This is a genomic window from Zunongwangia mangrovi (genome assembly GCF_900112105.1).
Classification (GTDB): Bacteria; Bacteroidota; Bacteroidia; order Flavobacteriales; family Flavobacteriaceae; genus Zunongwangia; species Zunongwangia mangrovi.
On the sequence record NZ_FOKV01000009.1, the window covers coordinates 148,696 to 170,997 of the forward strand.

Genomic DNA, 22,302 nt, shown 5'->3' on the forward strand with positions numbered 1-22,302 from the left:
CAGAATAAAGAAAAATTAAAGACCTCCTTGAAAAAGGAGGTTTTTTTATACCTAAACAATGCTTATTCTTATCTTTGGCGAAGATTAATCTAACTTACTATAATACATATGAAATTATTAGAAGGTAAAAATGCTATCGTAACCGGTGGAAGCCGTGGTATTGGTAGAGGTATAGCAAAAGTATTTGCAGAGCATGGTGCTAATGTTGCATTCACTTATAACTCTTCTGAAGAAGCAGCTAAAGAGCTGGAAAACGAGCTTTCTGAAACCGGAGTAAAAGCTAAAGGTTATAAATCTAATGCGGCCGATTTCGAGCAGGCTCAGGAATTAATCAAAAATGTAGCTGAAGACTTTGGCGCTATCGATATTCTGGTAAATAATGCCGGGATCACAAAGGATAACCTGCTAATGCGCATGAGTGAGGAAGATTTTGATCGCGTGATCGAGGTAAATCTTAAGTCAATATTTAATATGACCAAAGCGGTACAGCGTACTATGCTTAAACAACGTAAAGGAAGCATCATTAATATGAGTTCTGTTGTTGGAGTTAAGGGAAATGCTGGCCAGGCAAACTATGCAGCTTCTAAAGCTGGTATTATTGGTTTTAGTAAGTCTATGGCATTAGAGCTTGGTTCTCGTAATATTCGTACCAATGTGATCGCTCCTGGTTTTATCGAAACTGAAATGACCGAGAAATTAGACGAAAAAGTAGTGCAGGGATGGAGAGATAATATTCCTTTAAAACGTGGTGGTACGCCAGAGGATATCGCAAATGCCTGTGTATATTTAGGTAGTGATCTTAGTGCGTATGTTACCGGCCAGGTGCTAAACGTGGATGGCGGAATGCTTACCTAAGCAATTGAAGAAGTTCGTACGTTGTTTTTCCAATTGTGGTTGGTAGAATCTTAATATTCTCTTAAATTACAACCCAAAACCGATTAATGACGATACTAAGCATAATATATATAACCCTGGCTGCATGCGTTGCGCTAGGGTTTTCTTATTTTCAATATTATGTGAAGTCTAAGCGTAACGGGAAGGAACTTTTGATCCTTTTTATTTTACGTGCTTTAAGCGTTTTTACGCTTCTTTTTTTATTGATCAATCCAAAGATCAAATCGGTTTTTGTTGAACGGGAAAAGCCAGATTTGGTACTCACTTCAGATAATTCTGAGTCAATTTCTCACCTTAATCAGGAAAATAATTTAGCTGAAATTGCTTCATTTTTCAATCAAGATGAAGAAATAAATGAACGTTTTGATGTTCAAAATATAAGTTTTGGGAGTGAAATTTCTACTAAAGATTCAGCCGACTTTAGTGCAAAACAAACCAATATTTTTAAGGCATTAGATGCTATAAAATCGAGCTTTAAAAAGAAGCAAAATGCGACGATTTTAATGACCGATGGTAACCAGACTTTAGGTAGGGATTTTCAATATTTTAGTGCTTTAAAAAACCAAAAGATCTTTCCGGTGATTCTTGGAGATACCACAAAATTTCCAGATCTAAGCATCTCAAAATTGAATGTAAATCGATATGCTTTTCTTGAAAATAAGTTTCCGGTAGAAGTTTTTGTAAATTATTCGGGTTCAAAAAATGTCGCTTCAAGATTTATAATATCGACTAATGGGAAGACAGTTTTTTCTGAAGATGTCAATTTTTCAGAAGAAAACAGGTCGGTTAGAATAGAGGCAAACTTACCAGCTTCGCAATTGGGAACACAAACTTATTCCGCAGAAATTCTTCCGTTAGAAAATGAAAAGAATACGGTCAATAATCAAAATAACTTTGCAGTTGAGGTGATCGACGAGCGAACTTCGGTTTTAATATTAAGTAGTATTGCGCATCCAGATCTTGGCGCTCTTAAAAAATCTATCGAAACTAATAAACAGCGAAAAGTTGCGGTAAAATACACTAGCGAAAATAATGTAAAATTAAATCAATATCAGTTAGTTATATTTTATCAACCAAATAATAACTTTAACAATTGGTTTGAGTTGATCGACGAGGCTAATTTAAACTATTTTATCATAACTGGAACTAAAACTAATTGGAGTGCAGTTCAAAAATCATTGCCATTTTTATCGAAAACCGGTAGTAATACTGAGCAGGATTTTTATGCAGAAATAAACCCGAATTTTAACCAATTTCAGTTTGAGGATATCGGATTTTTAGATCTTCCCCCTCTTCAGGATAAGTTTGGGGATCTGAAAATTGATACCGATTTTGAGACTTTACTCTACCAAAATATCGAAGGTGTTAGTACCAAAGATCCTTTATTGATGATTGCTAAAAATAACGATAGAAGTTCAGCGGTTTTGTTTGGTGAGAATATCTGGAGATGGCGAACTAAGATTTTCGTGGAGAATCAAAGCTTCGAAAAGTTCGATAACTTTATTGGCGGCTTGATTCAAAATCTATCTTCAAAAAAGAAAAAAGAGCGCTTAAATATCGAATATGAATCTTTCTTTTATTCCAACGAAATTGTAAAATTTGACGCTCAATTTTTTGATGAAAATTATCAATTCGATCCTAATGCGAATCTTCAGATCGAACTAAAAAATGACAGTTTAAATTCAGCATTAGATTCAAGATTTTTATTGCGAAATAATTTCTATCAGGTTAGTTTTAATGATCTTCAACCCGGGGAATATCGCTTTATTGTTTCCGAAGAAAATTCAGGAATAAAGAAGTCCGGTAAATTTTCCGTAATTTCGTTCAATGTAGAAGAGCAATTTTCTTCAGCGAATTTTTCGAAACTAAAAAATCTGGCTGATAAAAATGAAAGTCAGGTTTACTTCCCCGATCAACTGGAAAATTTAAAATCTGAACTTTTAAACGATAATCGTTTTTCGATCATAAGAAAAGAAAGCACCAAATCCCAGCCAATAATCGAATGGTATATTTTGTTATTTATCTTAGTCGGGTTGTTGGCAGGAGAATGGTTTTATAGAAAATATAAAGGTTTAATTTAACATCAAATATTAATGGAAAGATTACCCAAAATTGCAATACCAATTTTTATAGGATTGGTTGTTTTAATCATATTTATTTCAAAATCTACAATAACCATTGGCTCTGGTGAAGCGGGAGTTTTATATAAAACTTTTGGAAACGGAGTAGTTATAGATGAGCCACCTTTAAACGAAGGTTTTCATTGGGTGTTACCCTGGAATAAAGTTTTTGTTTACGAGGTAAGACAGCAATCTTTAGATGAGAAAATGACGGTTTTATCTTCAAATGGGTTGGAGATCAAATTAGATGCTTCGGTTTGGTTTCAGCCGGCTTACGACGATTTAGGAAAATTACATAAAGAAAAAAGTGAAGCTTATATCGAGCGATTACTAAAACCTGCACTACGATCTGCAACTCGTGCCGTGGTTGGGCGTTATAATCCAGAGCAATTATATTCTAGTAAGCGTGAAGCGATTCAGGAAGAAATTTTAGAGGAAACACAAATTCTTTTAAGAGATCAATACGTTCAGGTAAATGAAGTTTTGGTAAGAGACGTATCACTTCCTCCTACGATCAAAGAAGCTATTGAGCGTAAATTGAGACAGGAACAGGAATCTTTAGAATATGAATATCGTTTAACTAAAGCCGAGCAGGAAGCAGAACGCCAACGTATCGATGCTGAAGGTAAAGCACGTGCAAACCGTATTTTAAGTGAGTCTTTAACTGAAAAGGTATTAATGGAAAAAGGAATCCAGGCCACTTTAGAATTAGCGAAATCTGGTAATGCTAAAACTGTAATCATTGGTTCTGGAGAAGACGGATTACCACTGATTTTAGGAAATAACTAAAATTTATCTTAGAAATTTTAAATTCTGATTTTGAATTTTAAAATTAATACTTAGATTTGCTTCCATAATGAGAACAATACAATTACATCACCATCATCATATTTACTACTGCGCTCAGGCGAGGTAAATTTGATATGTGGTAATGTTAAGCATATTTAGAAACCCGTTTGAGCTACTCAAACGGGTTTTTTATTTGTTCAAATTTGACAACTGAAATTAAACTAAGCACTAAAAATAAAATGCTTTTGTGATGAAAAAAGAAAAACTAAGGATCGCAATTCAAAAATCTGGACGCCTAAATGAAGATTCTCTTAAGATCTTAAAAGACGCCGGGATTTCGATTGATAATGGAAAAGAGCAGTTAAAAGCTTCGGCACGTAATTTTCCGGTAGAAGTTCTTTATTTAAGAAATGGTGATATTCCGCAGTATTTAAGAGATGGCGTGGTAGACGTTGCAATTCTTGGGGAGAATGTGCTGGTAGAAAAAGGAAAGGATATTATTCGAGGAGAGAAATTAGGATTCTCGAAATGCCGAGTTTCACTAGCGGTGCCAAAATCTGTAAAATATAATGGAATTGAGGATCTTGAAGGAAAGAAAATCGCGACCAGTTATCCAAATACGGTTAAAGAATATTTAGCTGAAAAGGGAATTTCAGCCGATCTTCATATCATTAATGGCTCTGTTGAAATTGCACCAAATATTGGTTTGGCCGATGCGATTTGCGATATTGTTTCCAGTGGAAGCACGCTTTTCAAAAACAATTTGAAAGAAGCTGAAGTAATGCTGAAGAGTGAGGCGATTTTGGCCATTTCACCACAGATTTCTGAAGAGCGTCAGCAAATTTTAGATCAGCTGCAATTTAGATTGAAATCGGTTTTAAACGCACGTACTTCAAAATATATCTTGCTAAACGCACCAAACGATAAGCTAGATGATATTATCCGACTTTTGCCAGGAATGCGTTCTCCTACCGTTTTGCCATTGGCAGAAGAAGGATGGAGTTCGATTCATACGGTAATTAACGAAGAGCGTTTTTGGGAAGTGATCGACGAATTAAAACAACACGGCGCAGAAGGATTGCTTGTAGTACCAATTGAGAAGATGGTGTTGTAAATTTAGATGTTAGATCGTTTCGCTGTTAGAATTTAGAATATAGACTAAAGAAATAAAAATCAGGATTTATTTTGAATGCTAAATGTTGAATTAAAAGCTGACAGTTGAAGGCTGAAAGCTAAAAACTAACAACTGTAAACCGTAAACTGAAAAAAATGAACAAAATATATAATCCTTCAAGATCTGAATGGGATGCTGTTTTAAAACGGCCGACCAAAACCGTAGATGATATTGAAGACACGGTAAACCAAATTTTTGCTGAAGTAAAAGCTAAAGGAGATGCAGCGGTAGCAAAATATACCGATATGTTTGATGGGATTAAGCTTGAAAACACCTTGGCAACTTCAGAAGAAATTGCAGCTGCAGAAGCTGAAATTTCAGAAGAATTAAAATCTGCCATTCTTTTAGCAAAAAAGAATATCGAAAAATTTCATGCAGCCCAGAAAACCGAGAAAGTTGAAGTTGAAACAACTAGCGGAGTAAAATGCTGGCAGGAAAAAAGACCTATTCAAAAGATCGGATTATATATTCCTGGCGGAAGCGCACCTCTATTTTCAACAATTTTGATGTTGGCGGTACCGGCGGCAATTGCAGGTTGTAAAGAAATCATACTTTGTACGCCGCCAAATAAAGAAGGAAAAGTTCATCCAGCTATTTTATACACCGCAAATTTATGCGGAGTAACAAAGGTCAATAAGATTGGCGGGATTCAGGCGATTGCAGCGCTCACTTTCGGTACCGAGACCGTTCCCAAAGTGTATAAAATTTTTGGTCCTGGGAATCAATTTGTAACGGTAGCGAAACAGTTGGCAACTCGGCATAATGTTTCGATCGATATGCCGGCAGGTCCATCAGAATTGTTGGTAGTTGCAGACGATTCGGCTAAACCAGCTTATGTCGCTTCAGATTTGTTGAGTCAGGCAGAGCATGGAGGTGATAGTCAGGTGATCTTAGTGTCGACCTCAAAATCATTTTTAGATGAAGTAGAGGTAGCTGTTGAAGATCAATTATCAGCGCTTCCAAGAAAAGCCATTGCAGAAAAAGCGATCGAGAACTCAAAACTGATCTATGTTGAAAATAATGAAGTTGCTTTAGGTTTGATTAACGAGTATGGCCCAGAGCATTTTATAATTTCTACTGAAAATAATGAATTTTACACTAAAGGGATCATTAATGCCGGTTCCGTATTTATAGGTAGTTACACGCCTGAAAGTGCCGGAGATTATGCTTCGGGAACAAATCATACACTTCCAACGAATGGTTATGCAAAGCAATACAGCGGTGTAAACCTGGATAGTTTTATGAAGAGTATGACGTTTCAGCAAATTTCAGAAGAAGGAATAAAAAGCATTGGTCCCGCAATCGAGTTAATGGCCGACGCAGAAGGTTTACAAGCACATAAAAATGCAGTGACTTTGCGATTGAAAGATTTGAGTTAACGTGTTAACTAGATTTTAGATCGCTTCGCTGCTAGAAGTTAGAATATAGACTAGAAAAAACAGGATGAGTATTTATTTTGAATGTTTATTGTTGAAATTTGAATGAGTTACTTTGGTCATGCTGAACTCGTTTCAGCATCTCATTTGAGTGAGAAAAAATGATGATGAGATCCTAGATCAAGTCCGGGATGACCAATCGAGTTGTCATGCTGAACCTGTCCGTCCGGCAGGCAGGGGCTTGTTTCAGCATCTCATCAAGTTTGTGAGGAGTTTGAAGATTTCGAAGTAGTGCGAGTTGTAATTAACTAAGTGAAATGAAAAAATCGTTTGTATATATTCTAACTAATAAATACAGGACAGTTTTTTACACGGGTGTAACAAACGATTTAAGAAGGAGAATTTCCGAGCATAATAACGGAACGGGAAGTAAATTCACTGAGAAATATAAAACTAAAGATCTAATTTATTTTGAAGAGTTTAATGATTTTAATCAAGCAGTAGCTAGAGAAAAACAGCTTAAGAACTGGAAAAAAGAATGGAAGTTAAATTTAATTAAATCTTTTAATCCGAAATTGCAGACATTAGAATATTAATTTTGAAAACGGTTGTCATGCTGAACTTGTTTCAGCATCTCATCCAGTTGAAACCAAGCATGATGAGATCCCGGATCAAGTCCGGGATGACGAATAGAAAAAAATAAACTGAAAGCCATAAAACAAAAATGCCCACCAATATAAACATACATAACCTTGTTCGGGAGAACGTGAAGAAATTGAAACCATATTCTTCCGCTCGTGACGAATATAAATCAACAGGAACCGAAATGGTTTTTCTTGATGCCAATGAGAATCCTTATCAAACCGATGTAAACCGCTATCCAGATCCGCATCAAAGAAATGTAAAATACGAGCTGGCAAAGATCAAAGGTATAAAGCCACAGCAAATCCTGTTAGGAAATGGTAGTGACGAGGTTTTAGATTTGTTGTTCAGGGCGTTTTGTGAGCCGGGAAAAGACAATGTGATCACGCTTCCGCCAACCTACGGAATGTATAAAGTGCTTTCAGAAATTAACAATATCGAAAATAGGGAAGTGCTACTTTCGCAGGATTTTGAACCACAGGTTTCAGCGATATTAGATAAATCTGATGCGAATTCTAAACTTCTATTTCTTTGTTCGCCAAATAATCCTACGGGGAATACCTTTTCAGAAGAAAAAGTAGAAGAATTGCTTCAAAAGTTCAACGGCTTGGTAATTATTGACGAGGCTTATATTGATTTTTCAGGAAAAGAAAGCTGGTTAAACAGGCTTCAGGAATATCCAAATTTGGTGATTACGCAAACACTTTCTAAAGCTTACGGTATGGCAGGAATCCGATTGGGAATCTGCTGTGCTTCCGAAGAAATTATCGAGATTTTAAAGAAGATCAAACCTCCTTATAATGTAAATGAATTAACGCAGCAACGTGCTTTAAACCGAGTTTTGGATGTTAAAAATGTGGAGAATGAAGTTGCCGATATTCTAAAAGGTAGAGAAGAATTATTTAAGGTATTGCTGGAAGTTTCTTATGTTGAAAAAATCTATCCATCAGACGCGAATTTTATTTTAGTGAAAGTCGATAATGCGACGGCCAGATACAACCAATTGATCGAAAAAGGAATTGTAATTAGAAACAGAACCACACAACCGCTTTGCGAAAATACCCTTCGTTTAACCGTGGGAACCACTCAAGAAAATCAAAAATTAATTACCGCTTTAAAAAGCCTAATCTAATTAAAATGCAAAAAGTTTTATTTATAGATCGTGACGGAACGATTATCCTGGAGCCCGAAGATTACCAGGTAGACAAGTTAGAAAAACTGGAGTTTTACCCAGAATCATTGTTCTATTTATCGAAAATCGCCAAAGAATTAGATTATGAATTAGTGATGGTAACTAATCAGGATGGTTTGGGAACTGAGATTTATCCTGAAAATCAATTTTGGCCGATTCAGAATTTTGTGGTAAAAACCTTCGAAAATGAAGGAGTGAAATTCAGTGATATCTTAATAGATCGGACTTTTGCAAAAGATAACCAGCCTACCAGAAAGCCAAATACAGGTTTGTTGGAAAGAAAATATTTGAATTCCGAGGCCTACGATATGGCAAATTCGATTATGATCGGTGATCGTATGACCGATATTGAGTTTGCTTATAATTTCGGCGGAAAAGGAATTTTTATCGATACCCACGAAGATTTAGCGACCGACGAATTGAAAAATGATGTTTCTAAACTGAAGGAAACAATAGCACTGAAAACTTCCAGCTGGAAAGAAATTTATGAGTTTTTAAAACTGAAAGATCGTACTGCTGAAATTGTAAGAAAAACCAACGAAACTGATATTAAGATCAAGCTGAATCTTGACGGCACCGGGGAAGCAGAAATTTCTACCGGGATTGCATTTTTTGATCATATGTTAGATCAAATTGCTCGTCATGGGCAAATGGATTTGGAGGTAAAAGTAGATGGCGATCTTGAAGTAGATGAGCACCACACGATCGAAGATACCGCAATTGCTTTGGGCGAAGTATATGCAAAAGCTTTGGGGAATAAATTAGGAATCGAGCGATACGGATTTTGTTTGCCAATGGACGATTGCTTAGCGCAGGTCGCGATCGATTTTGGTGGCCGAAATTGGTTGGTTTGGGAAGCCGATTTTAAGCGTGAAATGGTTGGAAAAATGCCAACAGAAATGTTCTATCATTTCTTTAAATCATTTACCGATGGCGCTAAGGCAAACCTGAATGTAAAAGCAGAAGGAACGAACGAACATCATAAGATCGAAGCGATTTTTAAAGCCTTTGCGAAAGCGATAAAAATGGCAGTAAAAAGAGATACAGAGAAAATGATCTTACCTTCAACAAAAGGAATGCTTTAATAGTATTGAGAATTGAGTATAGAGTAGTTAGTAGCTAAACTCAATACTCAATACTCAATTCTAACTACTAACTACTATAGAAATGAAAATAGCAATTATAGATTACGGCGCGGGAAATATTCAGAGTATCAAATTCGCAGTAAAACGACTTGGTTTTGAAGCTGTGCTTACAGATGATGCTGAAGAAATAAAGTCGGCAGATAAGGTGATCTTTCCGGGAGTAGGAGAGGCGAGTAGTGCGATGAAGATGCTAAAGTCAACCGGATTAGATAAAGTCATTCCGCAGCTCAAGCAACCAGTTTTGGGAATATGCCTTGGGATGCAATTGATGTGTGAATATTGTGAGGAAGGAGATACGCCAGGATTATCGATTTTTGATGCGAAAGTGGTGAAGTTCGATAATACAGTTAAAGTGCCGCAAATTGGCTGGAATCAAATTTACGATCTACGATCAGATCTGTTTGAAGGCGTGAACGAAAAAGAATATGTGTATTTGGTGCATAGCTTCTACGTGAAGGAATGCGAAGAAACGATTTGTTCTACGCAATACGGAGTAGAATATACTTCAGCAATCAAAAAGAATAATTTCTATGGTGTACAATTTCACCCTGAAAAAAGCAGCAAAGCCGGAGAAAAGATTTTGGAAAACTTTTTGAAGTTAGAATTACGAAGTTAGAAGTACGGAATAAGATTCTTGAATTAGGAAAACAAAAAATATCATGTATGATTTAAAAGAAAGAACTAAAAAGTTTGCAATTGATGTTTGGTCGTTGTGTTCCCATATACCTAAAAATAGAGAGTTCGATGCTTATGTGAGGCAGCTTATTAGATGTTCTAGTTCTGTTGGAGCAAATTATAGAGCTGCCAGAAGAGCTAAATCTAACGCAGATTTCATAAATAAATTAAAAATTGTGGAAGAGGAAGCTGATGAGTCGATGTACTTTTTAGAATTACTGGAAATAGTTTATCCTAAGGAAAAAAGTAAAATAAAAGAGTTACACGCAGAAGCTAATGAATTAGTAGCTATAATTGTATCATCGATAAACAGGGCAAGAAAAAATAATTAAAATGTGTAAACCTAACTTCCAACTTCTAACTTCTAAATTCTAACTTTAAATGCGTTTAATACCAGCAATAGATATAATAGACGGAAAGTGCGTAAGACTTTCTAAAGGTGATTATAACACCAAAAAGGTATATAATGAAAATCCGCTTGAGGTTGCAAAATCTTTTGAAGCTTACGGTATCGAGTATCTTCATTTAGTAGATCTTGATGGTGCAAAATCGAAGCATATTGTAAACCATAAGATTTTGGAAACAATAGCTTCAAAGACCAATCTAAAAATTGATTTTGGTGGCGGATTAAAAACCGATAAAGATCTCGAAATCGCTTTTGAATGCGGAGCGAAACAAATTACCGGTGGAAGTATCGCCGTTAAAGATCCGGAGACTTTTAAAAGCTGGTTAGAAAAATTTGGTTCAGAAAAGATCATTTTGGGCGCGGATGCGAATAATGAAAAAGTTGCTGTAGGCGGATGGTTAGAGGAATCTGAGAAAGAATTGATTCCATTTATTTCTGCATATCAAAAAGAAGGCGTAAAGTATGTAATTTGTACTGATATTTCTAAAGACGGAATGTTACAGGGACCTGCTTTCGATCTTTATGATCGTATTTTAAGAGAGAATCCAGAAATCAATTTAATAGCTTCGGGAGGAATATCGAAATTCGATGAATTATTAGAACTTTCTGAATTAGGATGCGAAGGAACAATTATCGGAAAGGCCATCTATGAAGGAAGAATCAGCTTAAAGCAATTAGAAAACTATATTCTAAACGACGGACAGTAAATTAGATTTTAGAACGCTATGCTGTTAGAAGTTAGATTTAAGAGATTAGACCTAAGAACCAAAAATCAGGTTTTATTTTAAATGCTAAATGCTAAATTTTGAATTTTGAATGAAATGCACTAAGATTTCTCGACTTTATTTCATTACGCTCGAAATGACAAATAATTGAAAAGTAGCTGAAGGCTAAAAGCTGACTGCTGACAGCTAAAAAACCGTAAACTAAAAAAATGCTAACAAAAAGAATAATTCCCTGCCTGGATATAAAAAACGGAAGAACCGTTAAAGGGATTAATTTCGTTGATCTAAGAGATGCTGGTGATCCGGTTGAACTTGCCGCAAAATATGCTGAAACGGGCGCAGACGAGCTTGTTTTTCTGGATATTTCAGCGACAGAAGAACGTCGTAAAACTTTAGCGAATCTTGTTTTGCGAGTGGCAGAAAAAGTAAATATTCCGTTTACGGTGGGCGGCGGGATTTCTTCCGTAGAAGATGTTGATATTTTGTTGAAGAACGGTGCAGATAAGGTGTCGGTAAACTCTTCCGCAGTAAAAAATCCAGATCTAATTAATGAGCTTTCTCAAAAATTTGGTGCGCAATGTATCACTGTGGCTATCGATGCGAAACAGGTAAACGGTCAGTGGATCGTTCATTTAGTTGGTGGTAAAGTACCAACCGAACTCGATCTTTTCGAATGGGCGAAAGAAGTAGAACAGCGCGGGGCAGGAGAAATTTTGTTTACATCGATGAATAATGACGGTACTAAAGATGGTTTTGCTAATATTGCACTCAAGAAATTATCTGAAGATCTAAATATCCCGATCATTGCTTCGGGCGGTGCCGGTAATATTCAGCATTTTGTGGATACATTTAAAGAAGGAAAAGCAGATGCGGCTTTGGCAGCAAGTGTTTTTCATTTTAAAGAAATAGAAATTCCAGATCTTAAAAAAGAACTGGCAGACCAGGGAATTCCTGTAAGAATATAAAATTATAGAGATGAATATCGATTTTGATAAAAATAGCGACGGATTAGTACCAGCAATTATTCAGGATGCAACTACGAAAAAAGTTCTGATGTTGGGGTATATGAATGAAGAAGCCTATTTAAAAACGAACGAAACGAAGAAGGTTACTTTTTTTAGCCGAACTAAAAATCGTTTATGGACCAAAGGAGAAGAAAGTGGAAACTTTTTGCACCTGGTTTCTATAAAAAATGATTGCGATAATGATACGCTTTTGGTGATGGTGAATCCGCAGGGACCAACCTGTCATAAAGGAACCGGTACTTGTTGGGGCGAGGAAAACGAAGCTTCTTTTGGATTTTTATCAGAATTAGAGGGAATTATTGGGCAGCGTAAAAAAATGAGCGAAGTTGAACCTGAATTGCGTGAGGATAAAGACTCGTATGTGGTTTCTCTTTTTGATAAAGGAATCAACAAAATCGCTCAAAAAGTCGGCGAAGAAGCTGTTGAGGTAGTGATCGAAGCCAAGGATGATGATGAAGATCTTTTCCTTAACGAAAGTGCAGATTTGCTGTTTCATTACCTAATTCTTTTAAAAGCAAAAGGCTACGGATTAAAAGACATTTCTAAAGTTTTAGAGGCAAGACACTAAATGAAGCTGTACCGGGAAACGTATAAATCTGAGGCGCAGGTCGTTTTGTTTATCAACGGCCAGTTTCCTGAAAAAATGCCTTTGCTAGATGGATTTGAGAAGATTTACTGTACAGATGGCGCATATTCCAAGCTTTTGAAAAATGGAATTCAGCCAGATTTGGTTTCTGGTGATTTCGATTCTTTAGCAGTTTCTGAAATTAAAGCCAAAACCAAGATTGTAGAAACTCCAGATCAAAATGCGACAGATTTCGAGAAGATTTTAAAGATTATTATCGAAGATGGTTTTAAAAGTGTTGCGGTTTATGGGTGTAGCGGCTTAGAACAAGATCATTTTTTAGGGAATTTAAACTCGATGCTGAAGCATAAAGATGAAATTGAAATTCGCTGTTTTGATGATTTTGGCTTTTATTTTTTTGCTGAAAAAAATATCGAAATTATCGATTTTCAGGATGAAATTATTTCACTATTTCCTTTTCCTGAAGCCAAAAATATCTATTCTGAAGGTGTAAAATATCCTCTAAACGGTGAAAATCTAAGTATTACCACCAGAATCGGAACCCGAAATACAATTACGAGCGAAAAAGTACACTTAAAGTTTACTTCAGGTAATTTACTGGTGTTTGTGCAATCAAAACAGGCTTAAAAACTTCTAGTTTTAAATAAGGAAACTAAAAATAGCAAGGTTTTGATGCCGTTTTTAGTTTTTTCTATTCTCTTCTCTTTACTGAAATTGGATAGTTTAGATGCAGATTTCAAAATTCTATTCTACAATCCTTAAATCTTCATATTGATTTTATGGCTGCTTTTAGAAATTGGTAAAATAGCTATCCAATATTCGTTAATTTTCCTCACTTTTATTTTTTTGCTATCGATAGTGATTACTGGTTCTTTTTCAGTTTTTATTTTAAGCTGAGTTGAATGTGTATCGCTGCTTCTGTTTTCAATAATGAAGTCAATCACATCAAGTTTCTTTGAAACTTTGATAGGCTCTAAGCTTGAAAAGCCGTCACGATCTAGCTCGATTCTAAAATTCTTTTCAGTATTAATAATGGCAAACTTTTGGTTAATGCCATCTGCTGCGAAAACTTCAAAAGAGTCGACATTTGTTTTTAATTTTCCGCCGTAAGCAATCCAGTCAAAAAGCGGATCTTTAGCCAAAATAGTAATTGCCATTCGTTTTATTGCGCCCATACCAAGATCGGCTTCACCATCATAATACCAAGGGCCACGCGGAGTTTTCTTTTTAATCCAGGTATCTTCGTACTGCGAAGACATAAACGCCCAACCTAAAGCGCCATCATTTTCTTCTCCAGGATACCAATACCCGTAATTATTTTCACTGGTTCCCGTATTCATTAAGGCGTACGAACTTAGATAACTTGCGTATCCCAATTGAAGCCAGTCGAAAGGATCTTCAGAAAAATTAAGAGCATAATCTAAAATTCCCCAGCCGCCCATTCTGGCCATATAAGAAAGTGTATGCGTATCTGAAGATGCGGTAAAATCTGATCCTAATAAGTAATATTTAGTTTCTAACCAACCGCGGCAGGCAAGATTTGCATATAGTTGTTTATCCATAAACGCCCGTGAATCTGCTTTTTCAACTTTTGGGTGAGAATACCATTTTTCTAATTTCTTATCAAACCATAGATTTTCGTCTGTTGGCATCTCGTGGGTAGCGCCATATTTCGCGACAGCATAGCTGGTTTCAAAAGCAGTTCTATCAGTACTGTATTCAGATCGAAAGGGATATTTATCATCGTACACAAAATACTTCACCTTTTTTTGCCATTCACTTTCCAGATATTCAGCATCCTTTTTTCGGTTTTCTTCATTTAAAACGTCGATAAGATCTAGAATAAAAAGTTCGTTATAACATCCCCATTTGTAGGTTTCGTACCAGGGTAGGATTTCGTAAGGATAGTTAAAATAAGCTTTAGCTGTTTGGTAAGCACGCTCCAGGTATTCATCGGCATCTGCATAAGTGCTCATTTCAGGATACATTTTTGTGATTAGATACATATTGTAATACAACATCACGATGTGCGGATAATCGTAAGAACGCCAGATATTCATTTTATCAAGATTGCTGTTTTTTACGCCAGCTCTTAATACGGGATCACGATCTACATACCAATTTGGCGTTCCGTAAATTCCGTAAGGATAGGGTTCTTCTTTATCTGTTCGCTGCAAACCGCCCCAAACAAAATTCTCGATATAATATTCTAAAGATTCGATTTCCTTTTTATCGGGATAAACACTGTTTTTTGAAGCTACATAAGGCGCCTTACAAAGTGCAGGATCGTCACTCGCCAAAACATAACCCCACCAACCGGTATAACCATCATTATTATCTGGCCCACGCAACTGCTTATTTTTCATATCGTAGATAGAGTAGAGTCCGTCGTACCATTTTTCGGTTTTATGCTGCTGTTTGTTGGTGATAAAATCGCTTCGTTTTTTTACCAAAGTCTCCAAATCTTCGGTTACAAAAAACTCTAAGTACGTTTTTCGATTTTTGTCGAAATAAATACTGAGTTTATTTTCACCGAGTTTCTGAAAGTTTACTTCATAAATAAAATGATCCTTTTTAGGTTCGCTTAAAAAACTGATTTTTGTTTCTGAAGGAAATTCAGCAATAATAGAATCGATTTTAGTTTTAGTATGTAAGGAAAATTTAGCAGGTTGATTTGCCGGAATCGTCATCCCCGGAACTACTCGAACATCGATAAGATCATTTTCATAAATACGTTCTCGAAGCGCATCGTAAGATTTCGCGCTTTTGAGATTGAAGGAATACGAAATTGTATCGCCATTTTCGCCTTTTGGAGCTAATTGTGCTGAAGTTTGCGGCTGTCGCCAGGTTCCATTTTTAGTTTCTTCTTTTGTTTTTGCTGAATGAATAAACGCCAGATAATTACCACGTTCAGATTTAAAGTATTCTAATTGCGTCCCTGGATTTACACTGAACAAATAATAGGGAGGTTCACCATTGGGTTTGGTGAAATATAAAAAAGAACCATCACCAGAAATATAATGATGTTTGGTAAAATTCTGTTCAAAAATTTCATTTGGATTCCCGCCACCAGGTGCTCTCCACGGAAAATTTACCGCCAAATCACCAATCTTAACAGGAAACTGCATTTGGTTAATGATATCGATCTTCCAGTTGAGTCCGTTTTCATTTAAACTAAACGTTTGTCTGGTTTCAAAAGGCATCCCACTTTCATAATCAGAATAAACAATCGTGTTACTATCATTTTCAACCAGTTTGCAAGCACCATAAGGTTGCAGCCATTCACCATTACCGATTTTGTAAGAAATAGCGAGGTTTCCTAAAAGCTTTCCGCCAGGAATTAAATTGGCGTCGTGGGGATCTTTGGTGTTTTTAAAAAGATGAATTCCTCTTTGGTTAAAATTAAGCTGATAATTTCCAGCGGTAATTTCATTTTCCTGTAGGGAAAACGTGAAAAAAGGAATTAGAAAAAGTAGAAAGAAAAGGAGAGAGGATTTAAAAAGGCTCATTCAATTATTTTTAGAGAAACTTAGAAATCTAAATTTTATAAAAATAATTAGATGAGCCTGGGCAAATATTAGCCGTATTTTATAGTATGTATGCGATTATTCTGTCCAACGTCCCATTTTACCGGCCTGAAAATCCTGGTAAGCTTCTTCGATTTCCTGCATGCTGTTCATCACAAAAGGACCGCGAGCCACTACTGGTTCTTCAAAAGGAGTTGCGAAACCGAATAATAAAATACTTTCTTCTTTTGCTGAAATTTGAAGTTTTGGATCGTCATTTTTAAATTCAGCTAAATGTCTTTCTTTGATTTCGGTGCCGTTTACTTCAAGGTTTCCTTTGATAACATAAAAGAAAATATTTTTGGTAACCGGAATTTCAAGTTCTAAGTTAGCATCTGCCTCAAAAAATAAAGTAGATAGATTAATATCGGTAAAGGTCTCAAAAGCGCCTTTTACGCCAAGAAATTCACCAGAAACTATCTGAGCTTTTACTTTTTTATCTTCGGAAAATGCTACTGGAATTGCATCTTTCTGCAAGCCAATATATTTAGGTTCGGCCATCTTATGTTTTGCCGGAAGATTTACCCAAAGCTGAAGAATTTCAAGATCTCCGCCTTTCTTTTTAAACTCTTCTGAAGAAACTTCAGCATGAATAAGTCCGCTTCCTGCCGTCATCCATTGTACGCCACCACTTTCGATCACGCTACTGTGGCCACCAGAATCTTTATGAGCGATATCACCATCTAAAATAAAAGTCACGGTTTCCATCCCGCGATGCGGGTGTGGCCCAAATGGGAGTCCGTTATTATTTTCAGGATAAACCTGCGGACCGTGATGATTTAGAAAAATAAAAGGATCTATCATTTGCAGGCTTGCTGTTGGGATTGGAGAATAAGTTACCAGATCGCCAATTGGACGCCATTCTGCCTGATGTATTTTCTTGATGCTACGCATATTCTTTTTGTTTCTAAAGTAAAAAAAGATGTGATTTTTTATCGAATTTCGACCTTCAAATTAGCTAACATACAAGTTAGTGCTAGTCTTTATTACGCACAAAAATGAGTTTGAATTTGCTGTTGTTATTGTTTTCGCGAGATTCAATTTCGAATTGATCTATAGAAGCGATCATTGGCGTAAGTTTTTGATAGCCGTAGTTACGAGAATCGAAATTAGGTTGCTTTTTTTGGAGTAAACTCCCCACATCGCCCATAAATGCCCAGCCATCATCATCTGCAACATCAGAGATGGTATTCGATATAAATTTGATCACACGAGGTGTTAATCGGTCTACGCTTTGTTTTTTATTCGACTTGCCTTTTACAGCACCAGGCTGTTCTTCTTCCTTGTCTTTATTTTTTAAGATTTCAAGATAAATAAAACGATCACAGGCAACGATAAAAGGATCTGGTGTTTTCTTTTCGCCAATACCAATTACATTTTTACCGGCTTCACGCAAACGAGTAGCTAAACGTGTGAAATCACTATCACTGGAAACCAGACAAAATCCGTCTACTTTATTAGAATATAAAATATCCATCGCATCGATGATCATGGCAGAATCTGTTGCGTTTTTTCCCTGTGTATAACCATATTGCTGAATAGGGCTAATAGCGTTTTCCAGTAAAACCGATTTCCATTTAGAAAGATGCGGATTCGTCCAGTCACCGTAAATACGTTTGATGGTAGGATTACCATGTTTTGCGATCTCTTCCATCATTTCTTTAACGTACGCCGATGGAATATTATCACCATCAATAAGTACAGCCAGATTATTGTCCATGTATTTAAATTTATGTAAAGGTAAAAATTAAAAAGAAGGGTGACCGTTTTTGATCACCCTTTACTTAATCAAATTTTGCTAATATTAGCTGCTAAATCTATATAGTGCATTAAGCTTTTCTTTTTTATTCGGCATAAACTGATGCTCTATCAAAAACACTTCTCCGCCCTGTTTTATAACATTTGCTACGGCATGGTTTAACAATGAAGAATTATCTAGTGACTGTTCGTTATGCTTTTCTATTTTCATATTATCTGGACTATATGTACCCCAAAGTTCTTGACGATTTTCAACAAATAAAGTATCTACTTTTCCTTGCTGAATGGCCGGAAAAATATCTCTAATATCTGCGGAAGCAAGATCGGTTCCCTCATTTTCTTTAAAAGCATTCATTTTTTCATCGAGCTTTCTTCTCATTTCTGGCTCTAATAGATTTAAAGCTTTAGCATGAAGATCGAGCATCGACAAATCTGCCGGATTTCCCGGAACAGATTTTTCATATAATTTATTATACGTATTGGCTTCTTTATATATAGGGAATAAAGAATCGTCACAAGCAACTATTAATCTAATATTATCTTGTTCCAATAAATCATGAATACCCTGATCGATTGCCCTGAAATATAATTTTATTTCTTCCAGGCGATTGCGCTCATTCGCCCCATGGCCATGATAAACCGGCGTACCGCTGTTAGGATTTTGAGTTTTAAACTGCAAAGCTTTTTCTTTATAGTCAAAGCCTACGCGTTCTTCGAGTCTTTCTGGGGTAAGATCTTCGATGTCAACTTTTCCGATACTATATTGGGTGGCTTCAAATAAACTCACCTCTTCTAACTGAAGTGAAAGTAAGTAAAAACGTTCGTCTTTATTGTAAAGAGGAACTAAAGGTTTAATATAAAATTCATTCATTACATAAACCGAGGCTTCAAAATTAATGGGAACGGTATAGTATTTAAAGAAATCTTCAGAAGCAAATATTGCCAAACCATCAGATTGATTTCTCCAAAATTCTGGATCATTAAGTAATGATTCTATTCGACTGGCTATTTTTTGTAAAGCTTCATCAGAAATATTTCTTTCCTTAAGCGTTTTTTCGGCTTGCTGCCACTGTGATTTTAAATGCGTTTGATCCTTTTTTTCCAATACATCTTTACCCCCTCGTTCAGTAGGAATAAAAATTGAAACACAAAGTTTACCACTATAATCTATTAGTTTATGAAATTCTTCTTTCTTAATAAGTGACATAATTTTTCTTTTTTGGTTTCTTTCTAAATTAATTTAAAAAGAAGGCTATTCAAAAAAAAGACACTTAAGGTCTTACTAAATATTTCCTAAGAATTATTAAGAAAGCTGGTTAATCTACAGGTTCTACATGAATAAGAACATCAGCAATTTCTGGGATGTCCTGTAGCATTTTGTCTTTTACCTTGTGTGCAATGTCGTGCCCATCTTTTACGCTCATATAACCTGCTACGTTGATATGTAAATCTACATGAAATGTCATTCCGGTTTTGCGAACAAAGCATTTTTCGGTACCTAAAACACCTTTTACGCTATAGGCCGATTTACGAATATCTTCAATAAGATCGTCGTACATATGCTCGTCCATAATTTCACCAAGTGCCGGTCTTAAAATAAGGTAAGCATTAAAAAGAATAAATCCTGAAGCCACTAAAGCCGCCCAATCATCGGCACTTTCGTAACCATCGCCCATTACTAACGCAATTGAAATTCCTACAAATGCAGTTAGAGAGGTAATGGCATCGCTGCGGTGGTGCCAGGCATCTGCTTTTAGTGAGGAGCTGTTGGTTTCTTCACTTTTTTTAGAAACAAATCGATAGAAAAATTCTTTTATAGCGATAATAATTGCCAGTACAATTAACGTGTAAGGCTCTGGAACTTCATGCGGAGTCCTAATATTTTCAATACTTTCGTAAGCGATCACAGTGGCCGAGACAATTAAAAAACCAACTACCGCAAAAGTGATTAATGGTTCTACACGTCCATGACCGTAAGGATGATTGTCATCGGCTGGTTTAGCCGCATACCGTAAGCCAACAAGTACTAGGAAAGAAGAAAAAACATCGGCAGTAGATTCAATAGCATCGGCAATTAGCGCATAGGAATTTCCAAAAAAACCAGCCAGGAATTTAGCCAAAGCCAGGCATCCATTGCCTGCAATGCTTAAATACGATGTTCTTATGGCTTCTTTTATTTTCTCGCTCATTTTTAAAAGTAGGAGGGCAAAGGTACAAGCAAAAGCGGTATTGCGTAAATTTTTGTGTCATTTTTAATTGGCACCGCCAAAGGGTATAATATCCCGAGGTAGTTTACTCAACATTACTTTTTTAAAAATTAAGGGTAGATCTTACCACCAAACTACAAAGAATCGTTCGAAAGTGTCTTTAGTCTTCATCCATAAGAGCGGCGATCTTTTTTGCTGAATAAAAGATCTAATCTGCGGAAATATCTCTGAATACGACAACCAAATATCGTTCTTAGCCGGATCTACAGGCCAAAATTGTTTGCTGGGACTAAAGAATTTTGATTGATTGAATTCGTCTGATTCAAATTCTGGAAAATGAATCCAGAATCCGATTATACAATCATTATTAATTGAAGAAAATGAATTATACTGAAGTTTCCTTGGAACAAATAAGTTTGCCTTATAACACACTTGCTGGGATATCGATCTTGTAGAAATATGCTTAGAGTTTAGGATTTGTTTCGTCTCGCTGTTGTGAAGAAGTGGAAGTTGCCTGGTTTTAAGTTTCTCCACTTTTTCTAGTAAAGAATCTTTACGATTAGGACCAATCCATCGGGCTAATTCTTCTTTATAGCTAGGATCATAAACATAGAATTTATAAACCAATTCTATATGGATTAGTTGTCCTGTATCTTTTTCTTCTACAATAAAATCTAATTCACCTAATGTTTTTTTATGCTGAATGATCTGAAGGTTGCTAATTCTTAGATCATACTTTTTGGAATGCTGAATTTGAAATTCAAAAAAACGTTCGGCTCTTTTTCCAAGAACAAAAATACGATCAACTTTTTCTGCAATTTCAAATTGATCTTTTGTAGCCGGAAATCTATCAGATAGCGCAAAGATCTGAAGATCAGAAGCCGCGTCTTTTTCCTTCCAGATAGAGGGAGTTTTTAGAAAACCTGATATTTCATCTAAAAGTGTGATAATTACAATTTAAAATTTTCTTCAAAATTGAAACGTTTTAGCTATTTTAGACATATATTTTAACAAATTATTAACCATTTAAAGCTGTCTATGCTAATCATCTGCTGAAGTCCTGTAAAGTCTATTTTCTTCAAAATGAAGCATTAGTTATTCTTTGTTTTACGATATTTTTATTGAAATATTCCCATATAATTAAGGTAAATATTGATGAATGTCTTGATTTTGTATTGGAATTTAGTTAAATTTAAGAGAATTGACGAAAAATATTTTAATAGAAATTTGACCATAATTTATTTAAACATGAATTCTTTGAGAAATCTTGAAACCTTGTATAGTTATGCGTTATTTTTACATTATAATTTTGATTCTAGTTAATTTACCCTTGTATTCTCAGGTGGGTGTAGGAACAGAAGATCCACAAGCTACTTTAGATCTAAACGGAAACATGAAAATTAGAACTGTTGATGAAGCCTCAACTTTAAACGACAGTCTAAAATTTTTAGTACGTGATATCTCTTCAACTGGAGATTATGAAGTTAAGGAAGTATCGGCAGAAAATTTGTTTAATTCTGCCTCTATTTTTTCTGCACAAAATGATGGAGATTGGAATTTGCTAAGTGCAACTGTATTATCTAGTTGGAGAGCTATAGATCTTACCAGTGCAGATACCAGAATTGGAGATTCCAGTCTACTAAATAACGGAGTTTACACTGCGCCACAGTCAGGTATCTATAAGATTCATTTCGAAGTCCAAATGGAATCTGGAATCAGTTTATCTGTTTTTGGAGGTAAAAGTTTGGCGTTAATAAAAAATGGAAGTAGTATCTGGGAGCGAAAATATTTTGATGCCGTTAGAGCTTCAGTATTAGTAACAACTATTGCAGCAATTCCAGTCACTTCTACTAGTTTGCATACTCTAATTGAATTAGAAAAGGACGATACGGTCACATTTGCAATGAGTAGTGGTTTACTTGATGCATCAGTTTTAGGTGATGCTAAAGTTTTATTACAAGTTTATAAAATAGGCCAAATCCAGAGCGATTAAACTCAAACTTTAGGCTAATCAAATAAACT

The 22,302-nt window shown here is 35.7% G+C and carries 21 protein-coding genes; 15 read left to right on the forward strand and 6 right to left on the reverse strand.

What is annotated here, in order from left to right:
- The first annotated feature begins 108 nt into the window (after positions 1–108).
- The 14 genes from fabG (at position 109) to BM201_RS16310 (ending at position 13,376) form a co-directional block, all read left to right on the forward strand.
- The gene (gene fabG, locus BM201_RS16245; protein WP_092544531.1) at positions 109–855 is read left to right on the forward strand and encodes a 3-oxoacyl-[acyl-carrier-protein] reductase; all 747 of its coding nucleotides are present in this window, start codon (positions 109–111) and stop codon (positions 853–855) included.
- Between the two features lie 86 nt (positions 856–941).
- On the forward strand, positions 942–2,975 hold the full coding sequence (locus BM201_RS16250; protein WP_139219265.1) for a VWA domain-containing protein: 2,034 nt from the start codon (positions 942–944) through the stop codon (positions 2,973–2,975).
- A gap of 12 nt (positions 2,976–2,987) precedes the next feature.
- A complete protein-coding gene (locus tag BM201_RS16255; RefSeq protein ID WP_092544535.1) occupies positions 2,988–3,803 on the forward strand; it encodes a prohibitin family protein in 816 nt (271 codons plus the stop codon).
- A 250-nt stretch (positions 3,804–4,053) separates the two neighbouring features.
- A complete protein-coding gene (gene hisG, locus BM201_RS16260; RefSeq protein ID WP_092544537.1) occupies positions 4,054–4,917 on the forward strand; it encodes an ATP phosphoribosyltransferase in 864 nt (287 codons plus the stop codon).
- Positions 4,918–5,072: 155 nt separating this feature from the next.
- On the forward strand, positions 5,073–6,356 hold the full coding sequence (gene hisD / locus BM201_RS16265) for a histidinol dehydrogenase (protein WP_092544539.1): 1,284 nt from the start codon (positions 5,073–5,075) through the stop codon (positions 6,354–6,356).
- A 314-nt stretch (positions 6,357–6,670) separates the two neighbouring features.
- A complete protein-coding gene (locus BM201_RS16270; RefSeq protein ID WP_092544541.1) occupies positions 6,671–6,949 on the forward strand; it encodes a GIY-YIG nuclease family protein in 279 nt (92 codons plus the stop codon).
- Between the two features lie 128 nt (positions 6,950–7,077).
- On the forward strand, positions 7,078–8,127 hold the full coding sequence (hisC, locus tag BM201_RS16275) for a histidinol-phosphate transaminase (protein WP_092544543.1): 1,050 nt from the start codon (positions 7,078–7,080) through the stop codon (positions 8,125–8,127).
- A gap of 5 nt (positions 8,128–8,132) precedes the next feature.
- Positions 8,133–9,272, forward strand: coding sequence for a bifunctional histidinol-phosphatase/imidazoleglycerol-phosphate dehydratase HisB (gene hisB / locus BM201_RS16280; protein ID WP_092544545.1), 1,140 nt, complete (start codon positions 8,133–8,135; stop codon positions 9,270–9,272).
- 82 nt (positions 9,273–9,354) lie between these two features.
- On the forward strand, positions 9,355–9,948 hold the full coding sequence (gene hisH, locus BM201_RS16285; protein ID WP_092544547.1) for an imidazole glycerol phosphate synthase subunit HisH: 594 nt from the start codon (positions 9,355–9,357) through the stop codon (positions 9,946–9,948).
- Between the two features lie 43 nt (positions 9,949–9,991).
- Complete coding sequence (locus BM201_RS16290) at positions 9,992–10,339, forward strand: four helix bundle protein (RefSeq protein ID WP_092544549.1); 348 nt, start codon at positions 9,992–9,994, stop codon at positions 10,337–10,339.
- Between the two features lie 49 nt (positions 10,340–10,388).
- The gene (hisA, locus tag BM201_RS16295) at positions 10,389–11,120 is read left to right on the forward strand and encodes a 1-(5-phosphoribosyl)-5-[(5-phosphoribosylamino)methylideneamino]imidazole-4-carboxamide isomerase (RefSeq protein WP_092544551.1); all 732 of its coding nucleotides are present in this window, start codon (positions 10,389–10,391) and stop codon (positions 11,118–11,120) included.
- A gap of 227 nt (positions 11,121–11,347) precedes the next feature.
- Positions 11,348–12,103: an imidazole glycerol phosphate synthase subunit HisF gene (gene hisF, locus BM201_RS16300; protein WP_092544554.1), complete on the forward strand. Its 756-nt coding sequence runs from the start codon at positions 11,348–11,350 to the stop codon at positions 12,101–12,103.
- 10 nt (positions 12,104–12,113) lie between these two features.
- Positions 12,114–12,731, forward strand: a complete 618-nt coding sequence (gene hisIE, locus BM201_RS16305) for a bifunctional phosphoribosyl-AMP cyclohydrolase/phosphoribosyl-ATP diphosphatase HisIE (protein WP_092544556.1) — start codon at positions 12,114–12,116, stop codon at positions 12,729–12,731.
- A complete protein-coding gene (locus BM201_RS16310) occupies positions 12,732–13,376 on the forward strand; it encodes a thiamine diphosphokinase (RefSeq protein ID WP_092544558.1) in 645 nt (214 codons plus the stop codon).
- 131 nt (positions 13,377–13,507) lie between these two features.
- Here the strand turns inward: BM201_RS16310 and BM201_RS16315 are convergent, their stop codons facing one another.
- The 6 genes from BM201_RS16315 to BM201_RS16340 all read right to left on the reverse strand — a co-directional run bounded on the left by BM201_RS16315 (position 13,508) and on the right by BM201_RS16340 (position 21,237).
- Positions 13,508–16,258, reverse strand: a complete 2,751-nt coding sequence (locus BM201_RS16315) for a DUF5695 domain-containing protein (protein WP_092544560.1) — start codon at positions 16,256–16,258, stop codon at positions 13,508–13,510.
- A 96-nt stretch (positions 16,259–16,354) separates the two neighbouring features.
- A complete protein-coding gene (locus BM201_RS16320) occupies positions 16,355–17,209 on the reverse strand; it encodes a pirin family protein (RefSeq protein ID WP_092544562.1) in 855 nt (284 codons plus the stop codon).
- An 82-nt stretch (positions 17,210–17,291) separates the two neighbouring features.
- Positions 17,292–18,035 (reverse strand): NYN domain-containing protein, encoded by a 744-nt coding sequence (locus BM201_RS16325; protein ID WP_092544564.1) that lies wholly within the window; start codon positions 18,033–18,035, stop codon positions 17,292–17,294.
- Positions 18,036–18,119: 84 nt separating this feature from the next.
- The gene (locus tag BM201_RS16330) at positions 18,120–19,280 is read right to left on the reverse strand and encodes a baeRF7 domain-containing protein (RefSeq protein ID WP_092544566.1); all 1,161 of its coding nucleotides are present in this window, start codon (positions 19,278–19,280) and stop codon (positions 18,120–18,122) included.
- Between the two features lie 109 nt (positions 19,281–19,389).
- Entirely contained in the window at positions 19,390–20,262 is an 873-nt protein-coding gene (locus BM201_RS16335) for a cation diffusion facilitator family transporter (RefSeq protein ID WP_092544568.1), read from the reverse strand.
- A gap of 141 nt (positions 20,263–20,403) precedes the next feature.
- Complete coding sequence (locus tag BM201_RS16340) at positions 20,404–21,237, reverse strand: DUF1853 family protein (RefSeq protein ID WP_092544570.1); 834 nt, start codon at positions 21,235–21,237, stop codon at positions 20,404–20,406.
- Positions 21,238–21,565: 328 nt separating this feature from the next.
- Between BM201_RS16340 and BM201_RS16345 the strand changes: the two genes are divergently transcribed.
- Entirely contained in the window at positions 21,566–22,273 is a 708-nt protein-coding gene (locus tag BM201_RS16345; protein ID WP_092544572.1) for a hypothetical protein, read from the forward strand.
- The last annotated feature ends 29 nt before the right edge of the window (positions 22,274–22,302 follow it).

What these genes read in the sequence shown, in the direction of transcription:
- fabG (WP_092544531.1), top strand. Translation starts at nt 109, where the DNA reads ATGAAATTATTAGAAGGTAAAAATGCTATCGTAACCGGTGGAAGCCGT.
- BM201_RS16250 (WP_139219265.1), top strand. Translation starts at nt 942, where the DNA reads ATGACGATACTAAGCATAATATATATAACCCTGGCTGCATGCGTTGCG.
- BM201_RS16255 (WP_092544535.1), top strand. Translation starts at nt 2,988, where the DNA reads ATGGAAAGATTACCCAAAATTGCAATACCAATTTTTATAGGATTGGTT.
- hisG (WP_092544537.1), top strand. Translation starts at nt 4,054, where the DNA reads ATGAAAAAAGAAAAACTAAGGATCGCAATTCAAAAATCTGGACGCCTA.
- hisD (WP_092544539.1), top strand. Translation starts at nt 5,073, where the DNA reads ATGAACAAAATATATAATCCTTCAAGATCTGAATGGGATGCTGTTTTA.
- BM201_RS16270 (WP_092544541.1), top strand. Translation starts at nt 6,671, where the DNA reads ATGAAAAAATCGTTTGTATATATTCTAACTAATAAATACAGGACAGTT.
- hisC (WP_092544543.1), top strand. Translation starts at nt 7,078, where the DNA reads ATGCCCACCAATATAAACATACATAACCTTGTTCGGGAGAACGTGAAG.
- hisB (WP_092544545.1), top strand. Translation starts at nt 8,133, where the DNA reads ATGCAAAAAGTTTTATTTATAGATCGTGACGGAACGATTATCCTGGAG.
- hisH (WP_092544547.1), top strand. Translation starts at nt 9,355, where the DNA reads ATGAAAATAGCAATTATAGATTACGGCGCGGGAAATATTCAGAGTATC.
- BM201_RS16290 (WP_092544549.1), top strand. Translation starts at nt 9,992, where the DNA reads ATGTATGATTTAAAAGAAAGAACTAAAAAGTTTGCAATTGATGTTTGG.
- hisA (WP_092544551.1), top strand. Translation starts at nt 10,389, where the DNA reads ATGCGTTTAATACCAGCAATAGATATAATAGACGGAAAGTGCGTAAGA.
- hisF (WP_092544554.1), top strand. Translation starts at nt 11,348, where the DNA reads ATGCTAACAAAAAGAATAATTCCCTGCCTGGATATAAAAAACGGAAGA.
- hisIE (WP_092544556.1), top strand. Translation starts at nt 12,114, where the DNA reads ATGAATATCGATTTTGATAAAAATAGCGACGGATTAGTACCAGCAATT.
- BM201_RS16310 (WP_092544558.1), top strand. Translation starts at nt 12,732, where the DNA reads ATGAAGCTGTACCGGGAAACGTATAAATCTGAGGCGCAGGTCGTTTTG.
- BM201_RS16315 (WP_092544560.1), bottom strand. Translation starts at nt 16,258, where the DNA reads ATGAGCCTTTTTAAATCCTCTCTCCTTTTCTTTCTACTTTTTCTAATT.
- BM201_RS16320 (WP_092544562.1), bottom strand. Translation starts at nt 17,209, where the DNA reads ATGCGTAGCATCAAGAAAATACATCAGGCAGAATGGCGTCCAATTGGC.
- BM201_RS16325 (WP_092544564.1), bottom strand. Translation starts at nt 18,035, where the DNA reads ATGGACAATAATCTGGCTGTACTTATTGATGGTGATAATATTCCATCG.
- BM201_RS16330 (WP_092544566.1), bottom strand. Translation starts at nt 19,280, where the DNA reads ATGTCACTTATTAAGAAAGAAGAATTTCATAAACTAATAGATTATAGT.
- BM201_RS16335 (WP_092544568.1), bottom strand. Translation starts at nt 20,262, where the DNA reads ATGAGCGAGAAAATAAAAGAAGCCATAAGAACATCGTATTTAAGCATT.
- BM201_RS16345 (WP_092544572.1), top strand. Translation starts at nt 21,566, where the DNA reads ATGCGTTATTTTTACATTATAATTTTGATTCTAGTTAATTTACCCTTG.